Here is a 14,762-nt window from a genome sequence, read left to right as displayed (position 1 = left end):
TTCCTGCAACCGCCGCAGCCGTTCGCGGGCCCCGGAACCGCTTAGAGTGACCGCCATGAATGGCCGTCGCACCGTGTCGTTCGCCGGGGAGGGCTCCGGGGCCGGGGAGCTCTCGTGGGGGCAGCTCGACGTCTGGTTGAAGATGCGCCGGCTGGGCCGCACGTTCGCGATGGGCGGAGCCCGGCCGCTGCCGCCGGGCAGCACCGTCGAGGACGTCGCCGGTGAGCTCGCGTACCTGATGGGGCGGTACCAGTCGATGCGGACCCGGTTCGCCGGTGACCCGCCGCGGCAGATCGTCCACGACCACGGCACGATCGACCTCGAAGTCACCACCGCGGACCCGGAGGACGTCGCACGGCGATACCGGGCCACGCCCTTCGACTATGCGACCGAGTGGCCGGTGCGGATGGCCGCCGTCGTCGACGGTGACCGGTGCACCCACGCCGTCCTCGTCATGTCGCACCTGGTCTTCGACGGCGCCGGCGCGCTCGTCATGATGGCGGAGACCGCCGGGCGCACCACCGCCCCGGTGCGCGGCGTCGCGCCGCTCGAACAGGCCCGGCAGCAGGCGCTGCCGGCGGCGCAGCGGCACAACGCGGCCGCGCTGCGGCACTGGGAGACCCGGCTGCGCCAGATCCCGGTGCCGGCGATGCCGCCGTCGCGGGACGCGCGCAGCCCCCGCTACCACCACGGCGTGTTCCGCTCCACCGCGTTGCCGGCGGCGCTGTCGGCCGCGGCGCTGGATCACGGCACGGACACCGGCGCCGTGCTCCTCGCCGCGTTCGCGACGGCGTTCGCCGAGGTGACCGGCGTCGCCGTGCTGCCGCTGCGGCTGATGGCGAGCAACCGGTTCCGCGCCGAGCTGGACGGCAGCGTCAGCCCGGTGTCCCAGAACGGGCTGTGCGTGCTGGACACGACCGGCGACTTCGGCGACGTCGTGCGGCGGGCCCGGGGTGCGGCGATGGCCGCGTACAAGCACGCCTACTACGACCGGCGCGACCTCGAGGCCCGCGTCGCCGCCGTCGTCGCCGACCGCGGTCCCGGCGTCGACCTGGACGTCAACTTCAACGACCGCCGGTTCGGCGGTTCGCTGCGGCCCGTCCCGCGACCGGCCGGACCGGACAGCGAGTTCGCCTGGGTCAGCGCGCACGACGACCCGCAGTCGGGGTTCTTCCTCAGCGCCGACGGCTCCGACGAGGTGCTGGAGCTGACGCTGTTCGTCGACAGCCACTTCCTCGCCCCCGACGACGCCGCCGCGGTCCTGTGGGCGATGGAGACGGTCGCGGCCCGTAGGCTCGCACGTCATGACCGAGGCGTATGAGCCGGCGACCGCTGCCCTGCGCCGGGACCCGGGACAGCAGCCGGACGTCGAGCGGTCGCCGCCGAGTTCGGCTGACGGCGCTCAGAACTGGGTGTGGGTCATGGTGTACCAGGTCGGGACGAACGTCGTCAGCACCATCAGCACGAGCACCAGCACCGACGTGAGCGTGCGCCGGTTGGTGAGCGGCTCGGGTGCGACGGGCCGCAGGTTCCACCGGCCGGCGGCGAGGAACGCGGCGACCGCACCCAGGATCACGGTGGCGGGCACCAGGGCGTACTCGCCGCGCACGACGTGGAAGCCGGCGGCGAGGAGCATGGTGAGCGCGAGACCGGCGCCGGCCAGCGGCGTGAGCTTCGGCGTGACCCGGGTGAGTGCCGGCAGGATGAGGCCGATCCCGCCGAGCACCTCGACGACGCCGATGAAGACGATGAGGGGCTGCGGCACCGCGGCGTACCAGGCCACGGCCCGGGGCGCTTCGGCGTAGAGGGTCGCGTCGTAGAGCAGGACCTTGCCGAAGCCGCTGCCGGCGAAGAAGAAGCCCCACAGGATCTGCAGTGTCCAGAGGACACCGTTGAGGGTGAACCAGGACCTGCGGGTGGTGCTGACGGCCTGGACGTTCATGGCGCTGCCTCCTGTGTGTCGTTCGGGGGTGTTGCTGACAGGAGGTATCCGACCATCGAGGGGTCGGGGTCCGCGCCGTGCGTGGGACACCGTGGGACACCCGAAACGCGGCCGACCAGCGCGAACATGACCGTGTTCCGTGGCCGTGCGCTGGGACGTCACCCGCCGGGGCCGGTGGCGGCGATGACCAGGCGGCCCGCGTGGTCGGTGAGCGCCACGTAGGCGTCGTCGGTGAGCCGGTCATCGGTGATGACGACGTCCGCCTCGTCGAGGCCGGCGACGGTCGCGATGCCGGTGACCCCCCACCGGCTGTGGTCGGCGAGGACGACGAGCCGGCGGGCGGAGGCGACCAGCCGGCGGTCGACGCCCGCTGCGGCGAGGCTCCCGGCGGTGAAGCCGGTCCGGACGGTCATGCCGTGCGCGTCGAGGAACAGCGCGTCGACGTTGAGCCGCCCGGCGGCGGTCTCCGCGACCGGTCCGACCAGCGCCCCGGACGCCTCGCGGACCCCGCCGAGCAGGATCACGGTGTGCCGGGCCGCGCCGGCGTGCAGGATGCCGGCGACCCGCAGCGAGTTGGTGACGATCGTCGTCGCCGGCTGGTCGGCCAGGGCCTCGGCGAGGGCGGCGGTGAGCGGGCCGTCGGACAGTGCGATCGCGGCGCCGGGCTCGACGAGGTCCAGGGCGTGCTGGGCGATCGCCGCGACGACACCGGCCTGCGGGCCCGCCGCGGTGGCCCCGACGGGCAGGATCGCGCCGCCGTGGACCTTCTCCACGAGGCCCTGCCCGGCGAGGTCGGCGAGGTCGCGGCGCACCGTCATGTCGGAGACGCCGAGCCGGCGCATCAGGTCGCGCAGCCGCACCCCGCCGTCGCGGTGCACGAGGTCGAGGATGATCGCCTGCCGCTGCTGGGACAGCATCCCCGGTCAACCGATCGTCACCCGGGTCCCGCTCTCGAAGGAGCGGATGACGGCACCGGCGAGCAGGAGCGCCCGCCGGCCGGCGGCGATCGGCACCGGTGGTTCGCGGCCCTGCCGCAGCGCCGCGAGGAGGTCGTCGACGTGCCGGTCGAAGGTGGCGTGGAAGCCGCGGTCGGTGTCGTTGAAGTAGCCCGCCTGCCAGACCTGGGCGGTCTCGTCACCGGCCCGCTGGAACGTGTACCGCCGCACGGTGTCGTGGATGAGGATCCGCCCGGCGGTGCCGTTGAGCTCGACCCGGTGGGTGTCGGTGTACGCGTAGGACGAGTCGTAGCTGCCGACCAGGCTGCCCACGGCCCCACCGGCGAACTGGAGCGCGACGACCAGCGTCGAGAATCCCCGGTCCCCCGCGAACGCCTGGGTCATCACGGACTCGACCGGCCCACAGAGGTGTTCCAGCAGGTCCAGGCCGTGACACTGGGTCTCGATCAGGTTGGCGTGCGGGTGGCTGCTGGTGCCGGCCTCGCCGCCGAAGCGCCAGGTGGCGAACGTGAGCCGGCCGAGGTCACCGCGGGCGACGGCGGCGGCGGCGAGGCGGACCGGACGGGCGTAGCGGTGGTTGAAGTTGATCCCGACGAACCGGCCGGCCGACTCCGCCATGAGCGCGTCGGCCTCGGCGAGGGAGAACACCAGCGGCTTCTCCAGCAGCAGCGGCACGCCGGCCCGGATGAGCCGCAGCGTCGGCTCGAAGTGCGCCTCGTTCGGCAGGCACACCGACACCAGGTCGGGCCGGTGCCGCTCCAGCATCACGTCGAGGTCGACGTAGGGCATCGCGCCGTAGGCGGCGGCCCGCGCCGCGGTCCGGCCCGGGTCGCGGCCGACGACGGCGACGAGCGTGGTGTCGGGCCGGCCGGCGAACAGCTCGGCGTGCTGGCGGCCCCACCAGTCGCCGGTGCCGACGACGGCCACCCGCAACGGCGGGCCGTCGGCGACCGGGGGCGGGACGACACCGGGCGCGTGCCCGGCGGCGCGGTTCACACCCGCCGCCTTCGGGCCAGCCGCAGCTGGATCAGGACCACGACGACCAGGAACGTGCCGCTGACCACCTGCTGGTAGTAGGCGGTGAGGGTGCCGACCTGGTTGATGAGGTTCTGGATCACCTTGAGCAGCAGGACCCCGGCGAGGGTGCCGCTGAGCGAGCCCGCTCCCCCGGACAGCAGCGTGCCGCCGATGACGACCGCGGCGATCGCCTCCAGTTCCCGGCCCTCGCCGATGGTCGGCAGCCCCGACTGGGTCTGCGCGGCGACGAGGACCCCGGCGACGCCGGTGAGCACGGCGCTGATGACGTAGACGAGGACGCGGACCCTGGCCACCGGCAGGCCCATCAGCTCGGCCGCCTCCTGGTTGTCCCCCACGGCGAAGGTGGCCTGGCCGAACCTGGTCAGGTTGAGCAGCACGAGCCCGCCCGCGAACACCGCGAGGGCGAGCCAGACGGGCGCGCCGAGGCCGAGCCAGCGGGCCTGGCCGAGCCGGGTCAGGGTGAGCCCGGCCGGGATGATGTACACCCGGTTGCCCTCGTCGGCGACGGCGAAGGCGAACCCCCGGGCGAACAGCAGCGCGGCGAGCGTGACGATGAACGGCGCTATCCTCGCCCGGCCGATGAGCAGGCCGTTGACGACGCCGAACACGGCGCACACGGCGAGCGGCAGGGCGACCGCGGTGAGCGTGCCCCAGCGCGCGCCGTACGCGGTGAGCACCCCGCTGAGCGCGAGCAGCGAGCCGACGGACAGGTCGATGCCGCCGCTGAGGATCACGAAGGTCATGCCGGTCGCGATGAGCAGCAGGTACGAGGCGTCCAGGGCGATGTTGCCGAGGTTCTGCCCACCGGCGAAGCTGCCGCCGAAGACGGCTGCGCCGGCGAGGACGACCAGGCCCAGGACGATCGGGGCGCCGGCCCGGTCGACCCGCCAGCGGGGCACCGCGAGGCCGAACGTGGTCATGTGCGGCTCCGTCCACGTTGGACGTACACGGCGGCGATGATGATGCCGGCCTGGATCATGCGCGCCGTGGAGTCCGGCAGGTTCTGCTGGATGACGGTGGCGGTGATGAGCTGCATGAGCAGTGCTCCCATGAGGGTGCCGAGGATCCGGACCCGCCCGCCGGACAGCGGGGTGCCACCGACGACGACGGCGGTGATCGCGCTGAGCTCGATGAGCAGCCCGACGAACGACGGGTCGCTGGCGCCCTGCCGGGACGTGGACAGCACCCCCGCGGCGGCGGCGAGCAGGCCGCTGAGGACGTAGACGGTGATGAGGGTCCGCCGCACCGGCAGCCCGGCGAGGGTCGCGGCGGGCCGGTTGCCGCCGATGGCGAGGATCCGGCGGCCGACCGCGGCGTAGCGCACGGTGAGCCCGGCGGCGGCGGTGACGGCCAGGAACAGCAGGACGCTGACCGGGACGCCGAGCAGTGACGCGTTGCCGAGCCCGGCGAGCGTCGGGTCGAACAGTTCGGTGAGCCGGCCGTCGGCGATGACGAGGGCCAGGCCGCGACCGGCGACGAGGAGGCCGAGCGTGGCGATGATCGGTTGCATGCCGGCGAACGCGACGAGCGAGCCGTTGACCGCGCCGACGACGGCACCGGCCAGCAGCGCGATCCCGATCGCGGGCCAGGCGCCGTAGCCGATGTACAGCGGCAGCAGCGCCGCGCTGATCGCCATCGTCGAGCCGACGGACAGGTCGATGCCCTCGGTGGCGATGACGAGCGCCATCCCGATCGCGACGATCGCGACCGGCGCGACCTGGACCAGCTGCAGCCGCAGGTTGGCGGCGGTGGCGAAGTTGGGGGTGAAGAGCAGGTTGAAGACCAGCACGACGGCGATCGCGACGTAGACCCCGCCGACCTGGAACAGGCCCGTGACGTCGACGGGCCGGCGCACTGCCTGGACGAGGCTCACGAGGCGATCACGCGCATGACCGCCTCCTCCGTGATCCCGTCGCCGTGCAGGACGCCGGCGACGGCGCCGTCGCGCAGCACGAGGACCCGGTCGGCGCCCTCGACGACCTCCTCCAGGTCGGAGGAGATGAGCACCACGCCGAGGCCCTGTTCGGCGAGGTCGTCGATGAGGGCCTGGATCTCGGCCTTGGCGCCGACGTCGATCCCGCGGGTGGGCTCGTCGAGGATGAGCACCTTCGGGTGCAGGCACAGCATCCTGGCGAGCAGGACCTTCTGCTGGTTGCCGCCGGACAGCTCGCGGACCTTCTGCGCGGGGCTGGCGACCTTGATCCGGAGCCGTTCGACGAAGGTGTCGACGAGCTGGGCCCGGCGGCGCTCGGAGACGAACCCGGCGACGCTGAGCCGGGGCAGCGCGGCGAGGACGATGTTGTCGCGGACCGACAGCTCCGGGATGACCCCCTCGGCCTTGCGGTCCTCGGGGACCATCGCGAGGCCGCCGCGGATGGCGGCGGCGGGGTCCCAGCGCTTCTTCCGGAGCCCGCCGACGGTGACGGTCCCGGCGTCCACCGGCGCCGCGCCGAACACGGCCTTCACCGTCTCGGTGCGGCCGGAGCCGAGCAGCCCGGCGAGGCCGACGACCTCGCCGGCGTGCACGTCGAGGCTCACGTCGCGCAGCCGGGGGGCCCGGGTGAGACCCTCGGCGCGCAGCACCGGCGGGCCGGCGGCGGTGCGGTGCTCGTCGGTGAACGTGGTGGCGCCGTGCCGCCGGACGAAGTCGACGTCCCGGCCGAGCATCGTGGCGACGAGCCGGAGCCGGTCGGTGGCGGCGACCTCGCCGGTGTGCGCGAGCCGGCCGTCGCGCAGCACCGTGACCCGCTCGCAGGCGCGGAAGACCTCGTCGAGCTTGTGCGTGACGTACAGGACCGCGACCTGCCGTTGGCGCAGCAGGTCCACGACGTCGAGGAGGAGGTCGACCTCGCGCGGTTCGAGCGAGGAGGTCGGCTCGTCCATGATGACGACGTGCGCGTCGGTGGCGAGGGCCCGGGCGACCGCGACCATCTGCTGCACGCCGAGGCCGAGCTCGCCGAGGCGGCTGCGCACGTCGACGGTGATGCCGTAGCGGGCGAGGATGTCGCGCGCCTCGCGGTGCATCCGGCGCCGGTCGATGAGGCCGAACCGGTTGACCGGCTCCCGGCCGAGGAACAGGTTGCCGGCGACGCTGCGCTGCGGGACCAGGTTGACCTCCTGGTAGATGGTGCTGATCCCGGCGGCCTGCGCCTCGCGCGGACCGCTGAACGCGACGGGGGCACCGCGGTAGTGCACGGCGCCGCCGTCCGGCCGGTGCACCCCGGTGATGAGCTTGATCAGGGTCGACTTGCCGGCGCCGTTCTCGCCGACGAGGGCGTGCACCTCGCCGGGGCGCAGGATGAGGTCGACGTTGTCGAGGGCCTGGACGCCCGCGAAGTGCTTGCGCACCTCGCGGACCTCCAACGTGGCGTCGGGTGTCATCGTCCGGCTCAGTAGGCGTTGACGAGCTCGGCCTGGGCGTTGGCCTTGGTGTACTCCTTGTCGGAGATGATGGTCTTCTCCGCGACGCCCTTGCCGCTGTAGAAGTCCTCCAGGGCCTGGAAGGCGAGGGGGCCGAAGCGCGGGTTGGACTCGATGACCCCGGCGATCCAGCCGTCCAGGATGCCCTGGACCGCGCCCTTGGTCCCGTCGATCGTGATGATCTTGACGTCGCCCGCCTTCTTGCCGGCGCCCTTGAGGGCGGCGACGGCACCGAGGGCCATCTCGTCGTTCTCGGCGTAGATGGCGGTGATGCCGGGGTTGGCGGAGATCAGCTGCTCGGTGACCTTCTGCCCCTTCTCCCGGGTGAAGTCGCCGGTCTGCTCGGCGACGATCTTCAGCTTGGAGCCCTTGGCGGTGAGCTGGTCCTTGAAGCCCTTGGTGCGGTCGACGGTCACGTTGACGCCGGACGCGCCGAGCAGGATCGCCACCTGGCCCTGGTCACCGGTGGCGGTGATGAGCGCGTCGGCGGCGCGCTGGCCCTGGACGACGAAGTCCGAGCCGATCCAGCCGAGGTAGTCCTTGCAGGCGGTCTTCGTGGTGAGCAGCCGGTCGATCGTCATGACCGGCACCTTCGCGTCCTGCGCGGCCTTGAGCGCGGGGTCGAGCCCCTCGGAGTTCAGCGGCGAGATGATCAGCGCCTTGGCACCCTGCGCGATCATGCCCTGGATGTCGGCGATCTCCTTGTTGAGGTCGGACTGCGCGTTGGTGGTGATGAGCTTGATGCCCCGCTTGGCCGCCTCGTCCTTGATGGACTGGGTCTCGGTGATCCGGAACGGGTTGGCCTCCTTCTCGGACTGGGCGAAGCCGACGGTGATGCCCTTGAGGTCGACCTTCGGCACGCCGCCGTTGTAGCGCTCCGGGGTGCAGCCGGTGGTGCCCGAGGTCGCCTGGACCTGCTGGGCGGCGGAGCCGGTGGCGGCGGGGGCGGCGGTGTCGTCGGCGGTCTTGGTGCAGGCGGTGCCGGCGGCGGCGAACAGGACCAGGACGGTGGCGAGGGCAGCGGAGTTACGGGACTGCGACATCTGGCTTTCCCTTCACGCGGGCATGGCGGATCAGCACCCGGCGCGAGCGGCCTTGGACAGGCGGGAATGCCGCTCAGGCATGATGCCAAGAAGTGAAAGAGTTTGATTCGAACTTGCCAGATGGTAGTCAGGTGATGCCAACTGTTGTCAAGCGTTGGAATTTGTTGACGTTTTCTGGTTGGTACTGCGGTGCCCCTCCCGTGATCCGGAGGACCTCGTGTACCCAGGGGCGCACAGGGTCTTCCGGATCACGGAGATGGCGGCGGGTCAGACGAGGCGGACGTCGACGCCCTCGGCACGGAGGCGGCGGACGGTGTCCGGGTCCGCGGCGGTGTCGGTGACCAGGACGTCGATCCGGTCGCTGGGCACGGTCTGGCACATCGTGTCGTGGCCGACCTTGGTGTGGTCGGCGAGCACGATCACCTGCCGGCCCGCGGTCATGAGGGCCTGATCGGTGGCCGCGGCGAAGACGTTGGGTGTGGTCAGGCCGCGGGCCGCGGTGACACCCTCGCCGGACAGGAACACCTGGGCGCCGCGCAGGCCCTGCAGCGCCTGCTCGGTGATCGGGCCGACCACGGCGCCGATGGAGCGCCGCAGGGCGCCGCCGACCAGGACGACGTCGATCTGCGGCAGGTCGATGAGCGCCTGCGTCACCGACACGGAGTTGGTGACGACCGTGAGCTGCTCGATCCCGCCCAGGCGGCGGGCGAGCGCGGTCGTGGTGCGGCCCGGGCCGAGCAGGATCGCCGTGCCCGGCACGATCAGCGACGCGGCGTGCGCGGCGATCGCCTCCCGCTGGTCCGGCACGGGGTCGGCGCGATGCTCGGCCGGAAGGCGTCCGCCGCCGGCCCGGCCCTTCGCGCCACCGTCGGTGACGCCCCCGCCCGCACCGTGGCCGTCGTCGGCGCCCCCGGCGAGGTCAGCGTCCGGGCCGCCGGCGGGAGCACGCGGCGCCGACAGCGGTGCGACGGGCCGGGCCGGGCGGATCGGGCCGACGCCGCCCCGGGTCGCCGCCAGGAGCCCCTCGTCGACCATCGAGCGCAAGTCCCGGCGCACGGTCGACTCGGAGATGTCCAGGGCATCGGCCAGCTCACGGAACGACACATACCCGCGGTCGTGCACCTGCTCCAGCAGCCGCCGACGCCGCTCGGCGATCAGCACCGACGACACCTCCCTTGCACCCACACGTCTGTTGCAGAATATGTCAGATCCGGTCACCCGCGTCGAGCCGGGCGAGGAAGCGAGCGTACGCGTCGTCGATCACGGCGCCGCCGGCCGGCTCGAAGCGGCGCGGTGGCAACGACCGGGCGACGACCGCGCGCAGGTCCTCCAGGGTGCCCAGCCGCCCGTCGGCGCGGGCCTGCACGAGCAGGTTGCCCACCGCGGTCGCCTCGACCGGGCCGGCGAGCACGGGCCGGCCGGTCAGGTCGGCGGTGAGCTGGCACAGCAGCGGGTTGGCGGCACCGCCACCGACGACGTGCACGACGTCGGCCCGGCGGCCGGCGAGCGCCTCGGCCCGCTCCAGGGTCCACCGGTGCTTGCACGCGAGGCTGTCCAGCACGCACCGCACCAGGGCGGCCCGACCGACCGGCACCGGCTCCCCGGCCGCCCGGCACGCGGCGGCGAGCTGCGCCGGCATGTCCGGCGGCGCGACGAACGCGGGGTCGTCGGGGTCCACTAGCGACCGGAAGCCGGGCACGGCCGCCGCGGCGGCGACCAGGTCGGCGTAGGAGGTGTCCGCCCACGCCGCCCGGCACCGCTGCAACAGCCACAGCCCGGTGCCGTTGCGCAGGAACCGGGTCGTGCCGTCCACCCCCGCCTCGTTGGAGAACCCGGCCAACCGGGCCTCGTCGGTGAGCACCGGCGCGGCGAGCTCCAGGCCGACGAGCGACCAGGTGCCCGAGGAGATGTACCCGAACCCGGGACCGGTCGCGGGCACGGCGGCGACCGCGGCGGCGGTGTCGTGCCCGGCCACCGTCCACAGTGGAACCTGCGGGTGCCCGAGCAGCGGCCCGACCCTGGTCCCCGCGGGCACGACACCGCCGGCGAAGAGCCGCCGCGGGATGCCGAGCCGGTCGATGACCCCGCCCGCCCAGGTGCGGGTCGTGACGTCGAGCAGCTGGCTGGTGCTGGCGATGGTCTGCTCGGTCGCGAGCTCGCCGGTCAGCCAGTACCCGAACAGGTCCGGCAGCATGGCGAGCCGCTCGGCGATGTCGAGCTGCGCGGAGCCCTCCATCGCGACCAGCTGGCTGGCGGTGTTGATGGGCAACGGCGGGGTGCCGGTCGCCCGGTACAGGGCGGCGGCGCCGACCCTCGCCGCGACGACGGCGGTGCTGGCCACGGTGCGCCGGTCCCGGTAGTGGAACGGGTTGCCGATCAGGTGCCCGGCCCGGTCGAGCAGGCCGAAGTCGTTGCCCCACGCGTCGATGCCGATGCCGGCGACGGGTTCCCCGCCGCCGGCGACAGCGGCGGCGATCCCCTCCGACAGATCCGCGAACAGCGCGAGCGCGTCCCAGTGCAGGCCCTCGGGCAGCGCCACCGGCCGGTTGACGAACCGGTGCACCTCGGTGACCGTCAGCCGGTCGTCGCGCAGCGCACCGCGCAGCACGCGGCCGCTCTCCGCGCCGAGGTCGACGGCCAGGTAGTCGGGCACCGGCCGAGCTTAGACCGCCCAGAGCCGGCCGCCGAGCCCGCCGCCGAGCCGGCAGCGGGCCCGGGACCGCCTACTTCTTGACGACGGGCTTGCCGTCGGGGCGCACGACGCTCCAGTTGCCGCCGACGCCCTCGCCCTTGGTGTCGGCGGGAGACTCGTCCTGCTTGTAGAGGTACAGCGGCCAGCCGTCGAGCGTGACCTGGGTGAGGCCGTCGGCGCGCTGGACCGAGCCGACCAGCGCCGGGTTGACCCCGGCGAGCTTGACCGGGGTGCCGTCGGTGAGCAGCGGCGGCCAGATGACGAGGCAGTCGCCGACGCAGTTCACCTTCGGCGGCTTGTTCTCGTCGGCCTCGAAGCGGTACACGACGCGGTCCTTGAACCGCACCACGTCGGCCTCGGCGTCACCGACCTTCGCCTTGCCGGCGGTCAGGCCGATCGGCTCGGGCTTCGGCGTCGGGATCGCCACGGCCGGCCCGTCGGTGAGGTCCACCTCGGCGGCAGCGGACGCGGGCGGGTTCGCGGCGGGCGGGTCATCGGACCCGCACGCGGTCAGGCCGCCGAGCGCGACGACGAACACGAGTGCAGCGGAAAGGGCTTTCACGGGAGTTCTCCAAATCGGCAGCGGTGCATTGCCGGTACACACGCGGCAGCCGGCGGACCGGTTTGACCTTCGCCGGTCAGGAACGCGACAACCCGGCCGGTATCACTCCTCAACTCGTGCCAGCACCACAATTCGCGGGCCCTTCGCTGAACCGGACCCCGCCGCCCGCCCGTATCTGGTGGCGAACGTCGATCAACCCTCAGCCGATCACAGGAAAGTGAGCACCGATATGCCTACGAAGACCTTCCGCCGCACCGCGTCCCTCATCGGCGGCGCCGCACTCGCCACCGGGCTCCTCGCCGGCTTCACCGCCGGCCCGGCCGCGGCCGAGGACGTCCGGCCGCCGGTCAAGAGCCAGGTGATCGAGCCGGCCGGCACCGCGAACGTGCTGGTGCCCAACGGCGCCAACGCGGGTGCGAGGATCGTGTCCAAGCCCCGCATCGGCAAGGCGGCCCAGACGCCGGACTCCCAGGTGTGGACGAAGCTGTTCCCGAAGGTCATCGACGCCAACGGCAAGGTCGTGCGGAACACCACGTCCTACGCCTTCCAGCCGAGCCTGCAGCCGGGCAGCCGGCCGCTGTGCATCGACGTCGTCGGCGACTCGCAGCAGGCCGGCGCGGCCCTGGAGCTGCGGCCGTGCGACGGCACGCCGAGCCAGGCGTTCGTGTTCCTGACCAACGACGCGCAGACGTTCGTGCAGAACGCGGGCAGCGGCCTGCAGATGACCGTCGAGGCCAATGGCACCGTGGTGCAGCGCGGCTTCTTCAAGCGGGTCCCGAACGAGTCTCGCGAGCAGACCCGCGAGCGCAACCGCCTCACCAACACCCAGCTGTTCCGGGTGGGCCCGCGCGAGGTCGGCGTCGGCGGCGCGTGATCCTGTTGCCGAAAGGAAGGCCCGGCCCCGCACCCCGCGAGGCCGGGCCTTCCGGCCTTCTACTGGAAACGCCAGGTCTGGTTCGACTGGGCGGCGCCGCAGTCCCAGATGATGAGCTGGGTGCCGTTCGTGGTGCCCCAGGCGTCGGCGTCCAGGCACCGGCCGGACTGCGGGTTGCGCAGGTTACCGTTGACCAGCTGCCACTGCTGGGCGCCGTTGTTCAGGCACGTCCACAGCTGCACCTTGGTGCCGGCGGCGGTGCGCCCGCCGGAGACGTCGAGACACTTGCCGGTGCGGCTGTTGACCAGGGTGCCGCCCTGCCAGCTCCAGCGGACCTCGGGGCCGCCGTGGCAGTCCCACAGCTGGACCTTGGTGCCGTCCGCGTCCCGGCCGCCGGCGACGTCGACGCAGCGGTTCGAGCCGGCGCCGACGATCATCTGACCGGCGGGGGTGTCCACCACGCCGCGGCGGTTGCCCCGGCTCCACGCCTTCAGGCCGAGACCCAGGTTGCCGGGGATGGTGCCGTTGAGGTAGTCGCGGTACCAGCCGAGCCAGAAGGGCAGCCCGTTGCTGTTCTGGTTGTACCCGTGGGCCTCGCCGGCGTGCACGTCGACCGCGCCGGGCACGTGCAGCTGCTGGAAGTAGAACTGCTCGCCGAGCTGGTGCAGCAGCTCGTGCACCCAGCCGGCCAGGGCGTCCTGGTTGTAGCCGAGGTCGTCGCGGGCGTTCACGCTGGTCCACCCGGTGTTGTGCGGCCCGGGTGCGCCGCTGGAGAAGTACGCGTGCGGGCGGAACGCGTTGTAGACGAACACGCCGTCCCACTCCTGCGGGTGGACGTACTGCGCGACGTCGTCGGGCACGTTGCCCGGCTCGACCATGAGGCCCTGGTAGCCGATCGTGGTGAGCGGCCGGGACGAGACGACCACTGACGTGTTCATGTCGACGGCACCGCCGGTGAGGTCCTCGACCATCCGGGGGAACGTGCTGAGGAACGCGGTGCGGGCCGCGTCGACCTGTGCCTGGCTGAGCGTGGCGGTCAGGCCGGGCACCTGCGACACCGGCTTGACGATCATCAGGAAGCGAAGGGTGACGGCGGGCGCCGCGGCGGCCTGGGCGGCCGGCATCGCGGCCGCGCCGGTGAAGCCGAGCAGCACGACCAGCGCCGCCAGCAACATGGGCAGCCCGGTCCGCCTGGATCGTGCTCGGTGCATGGACAACCTCCGATCGGGTGACGGTCAGCATCGGCGACGCCGCGGCGTAACCCATAGAGGTTTCGCAATTGTTTCGGTCGCCACCTGCGACCCGGCCCGATCGTTGAGCCCGCGGACCCAGGCGAAGGAGGCGGCCGATGCAGGACATCCAGGTGTACCGCTGCTGCGTCACCCTCGCGTGCGGCGACGAGCCCGCCGCGCGCGCCGCCACCGCCGAGGCGTTGCGCGCCTTCGCGGCGCGCGAGGGTGGCGAGGGTGGCGAGGACGACCCGGCCGCGCTGTTCACGCTGGTCCGCGCCGCCGTCAAGGCAGAGCTGCGCGAGCGGAAGGCGACCACACCACCGGGTGACGGGGTGTTCGCCGCGCGGCCGGCGCTGGAGGAACAGCACTGGAACCTCCTGGCGCTGGTGCTGCCCGAGTTCGCGAACCGTCCCCGGCACCGGCAGCTCGACCTGACGGCGGTCGCCGCGGCGCTGGGTAAAACGGTGGAGGTCACCCGGAAGGCGGTCGACCGGCTGACGGCACCGGGCGGTTATCTGGACGTCGCCATGTTCACCGCCGATGCGACCACCGGGGAACCGGACTGCCCGGGGCTCGCCGCGGTCGTCGCGGCGGCGAAGCGGCTACGGCCCTCGCTGCGCAAGGCCGTCGCGGCGCATCTGGCCGACTGCCCGGCGTGCCGGGCCGCGATGGCGGCGCGGCCCGGCGCGGTCGCCGTGCTGAGCGCCGTCCCGGTCCCGGACGTGCCCGCCGATCTCGTTGCCGCACCACAGCCGTCACCGCACGACGATGCCTCCGAACCGGACGAACTCCCAGAGCCGGACGACGAACTCCCAGCGCCGGACGACGAACTCCCAGCGCCGGGCGCGGGCTACCCGGGGGCGGACTTCCCGGAGGCCGATGTGGGCTTCCCGGATACGGGCGCAGGCCTCCCGGATACGGGCGCAGGCCTCCCGGAGACGGGCGCAGGCCTCCCGGAGACCGGAGCGGGCTGCCCGGAGGCGGGTGCGGGCTCCCCCGCGGC

13 protein-coding genes and 1 pseudogene are annotated in these 14,762 nt (G+C 73.1%); 3 read left to right on the top strand and 11 right to left on the bottom strand.

Going from position 1 to position 14,762, the window contains the following annotated elements; all coding sequences use genetic code 11:
• Positions 1-55 precede the first annotated feature (55 nt).
• Positions 56-1,321: a condensation domain-containing protein gene (locus Dsi01nite_RS32665; protein ID WP_203850174.1), complete on the top strand. Its 1,266-nt coding sequence runs from the start codon at positions 56-58 to the stop codon at positions 1,319-1,321.
• A gap of 81 nt (positions 1,322-1,402) precedes the next feature.
• On the opposite strand, the gene Dsi01nite_RS32660 is transcribed toward Dsi01nite_RS32665, so the two are convergent.
• The 10 genes from Dsi01nite_RS32660 to Dsi01nite_RS32615 form a co-directional block, all read right to left on the bottom strand.
• The gene (locus Dsi01nite_RS32660) at positions 1,403-1,942 is read right to left on the bottom strand and encodes a DoxX family protein (protein WP_203850173.1); all 540 of its coding nucleotides are present in this window, start codon (positions 1,940-1,942) and stop codon (positions 1,403-1,405) included.
• A gap of 158 nt (positions 1,943-2,100) precedes the next feature.
• Positions 2,101-2,859, bottom strand: a complete 759-nt coding sequence (locus tag Dsi01nite_RS32655) for a DeoR/GlpR family DNA-binding transcription regulator (RefSeq protein ID WP_203850172.1) — start codon at positions 2,857-2,859, stop codon at positions 2,101-2,103.
• Between the two features lie 6 nt (positions 2,860-2,865).
• On the bottom strand, positions 2,866-3,894 hold the full coding sequence (locus Dsi01nite_RS32650; protein WP_203850171.1) for a Gfo/Idh/MocA family protein: 1,029 nt from the start codon (positions 3,892-3,894) through the stop codon (positions 2,866-2,868).
• Positions 3,891-4,856 carry an ABC transporter permease gene (locus Dsi01nite_RS32645; protein WP_203850170.1) on the bottom strand — a complete coding sequence of 322 codons (966 nt, stop codon included), beginning with the start codon at positions 4,854-4,856 and terminating at the stop codon, positions 3,891-3,893. Before Dsi01nite_RS32645 ends, Dsi01nite_RS32650 begins: the two co-directional genes overlap by 4 nt.
• Positions 4,853-5,809 carry an ABC transporter permease gene (locus tag Dsi01nite_RS32640; protein ID WP_203850169.1) on the bottom strand — a complete coding sequence of 319 codons (957 nt, stop codon included), beginning with the start codon at positions 5,807-5,809 and terminating at the stop codon, positions 4,853-4,855. The genes Dsi01nite_RS32645 and Dsi01nite_RS32640 overlap by 4 nt, the downstream gene beginning before the upstream one ends.
• Positions 5,806-7,317 carry a sugar ABC transporter ATP-binding protein gene (locus tag Dsi01nite_RS32635; protein ID WP_203850168.1) on the bottom strand — a complete coding sequence of 504 codons (1,512 nt, stop codon included), beginning with the start codon at positions 7,315-7,317 and terminating at the stop codon, positions 5,806-5,808. The genes Dsi01nite_RS32640 and Dsi01nite_RS32635 overlap by 4 nt, the downstream gene beginning before the upstream one ends.
• An 8-nt stretch (positions 7,318-7,325) precedes the next feature.
• Positions 7,326-8,399 carry an ABC transporter substrate-binding protein gene (locus tag Dsi01nite_RS32630; RefSeq protein WP_203850167.1) on the bottom strand — a complete coding sequence of 358 codons (1,074 nt, stop codon included), beginning with the start codon at positions 8,397-8,399 and terminating at the stop codon, positions 7,326-7,328.
• A 267-nt stretch (positions 8,400-8,666) separates the two neighbouring features.
• Positions 8,667-9,560: a DeoR/GlpR family DNA-binding transcription regulator gene (locus tag Dsi01nite_RS32625; protein ID WP_203850166.1), complete on the bottom strand. Its 894-nt coding sequence runs from the start codon at positions 9,558-9,560 to the stop codon at positions 8,667-8,669.
• Positions 9,561-9,603: 43 nt separating this feature from the next.
• The gene (locus tag Dsi01nite_RS32620; protein WP_203850165.1) at positions 9,604-11,052 is read right to left on the bottom strand and encodes a rhamnulokinase; all 1,449 of its coding nucleotides are present in this window, start codon (positions 11,050-11,052) and stop codon (positions 9,604-9,606) included.
• 70 nt (positions 11,053-11,122) lie between these two features.
• Positions 11,123-11,653: a COG4315 family predicted lipoprotein gene (locus Dsi01nite_RS32615; RefSeq protein WP_203850164.1), complete on the bottom strand. Its 531-nt coding sequence runs from the start codon at positions 11,651-11,653 to the stop codon at positions 11,123-11,125.
• 229 nt (positions 11,654-11,882) lie between these two features.
• Between Dsi01nite_RS32615 and Dsi01nite_RS32610 the strand changes: the two genes are divergently transcribed.
• The gene (locus Dsi01nite_RS32610; protein ID WP_203850163.1) at positions 11,883-12,527 is read left to right on the top strand and encodes an RICIN domain-containing protein; all 645 of its coding nucleotides are present in this window, start codon (positions 11,883-11,885) and stop codon (positions 12,525-12,527) included.
• 59 nt (positions 12,528-12,586) lie between these two features.
• Here Dsi01nite_RS32610 and Dsi01nite_RS32605 read toward each other — a convergent pair whose 3' ends face one another.
• A complete protein-coding gene (locus tag Dsi01nite_RS32605; protein WP_239136338.1) occupies positions 12,587-13,738 on the bottom strand; it encodes an RICIN domain-containing protein in 1,152 nt (383 codons plus the stop codon).
• 137 nt (positions 13,739-13,875) lie between these two features.
• On the opposite strand from Dsi01nite_RS32605, the pseudogene Dsi01nite_RS32600 reads away from it, so the two are divergent.
• Positions 13,876-14,762, top strand: a pseudogene (locus Dsi01nite_RS32600) (hypothetical protein); the annotation flags it as partial.

Origin of the sequence: Dactylosporangium siamense, assembly GCF_016862795.1 — a bacterium.
GTDB lineage: Bacteria > Actinomycetota > Actinomycetes > Mycobacteriales > Micromonosporaceae > Dactylosporangium > Dactylosporangium siamense.
This window is presented reverse-complemented; position numbering and strand designations above follow the sequence as displayed.

Excerpts from the sequence above, each read along its gene's own strand:
- Dsi01nite_RS32645 (WP_203850170.1), bottom strand. The coding sequence starts at position 4,856 with ATGACCACGTTCGGCCTCGCGGTGCCCCGCTGGCGGGTCGACCGGGCC.
- Dsi01nite_RS32665 (WP_203850174.1), top strand. The coding sequence starts at position 56 with ATGAATGGCCGTCGCACCGTGTCGTTCGCCGGGGAGGGCTCCGGGGCC.
- Dsi01nite_RS32605 (WP_239136338.1), bottom strand. The coding sequence starts at position 13,738 with ATGCACCGAGCACGATCCAGGCGGACCGGGCTGCCCATGTTGCTGGCG.
- Dsi01nite_RS32655 (WP_203850172.1), bottom strand. The coding sequence starts at position 2,859 with ATGCTGTCCCAGCAGCGGCAGGCGATCATCCTCGACCTCGTGCACCGC.
- Dsi01nite_RS32610 (WP_203850163.1), top strand. The coding sequence starts at position 11,883 with ATGCCTACGAAGACCTTCCGCCGCACCGCGTCCCTCATCGGCGGCGCC.
- Dsi01nite_RS32630 (WP_203850167.1), bottom strand. The coding sequence starts at position 8,399 with ATGTCGCAGTCCCGTAACTCCGCTGCCCTCGCCACCGTCCTGGTCCTG.
- Dsi01nite_RS32660 (WP_203850173.1), bottom strand. The coding sequence starts at position 1,942 with ATGAACGTCCAGGCCGTCAGCACCACCCGCAGGTCCTGGTTCACCCTC.
- Dsi01nite_RS32635 (WP_203850168.1), bottom strand. The coding sequence starts at position 7,317 with ATGACACCCGACGCCACGTTGGAGGTCCGCGAGGTGCGCAAGCACTTC.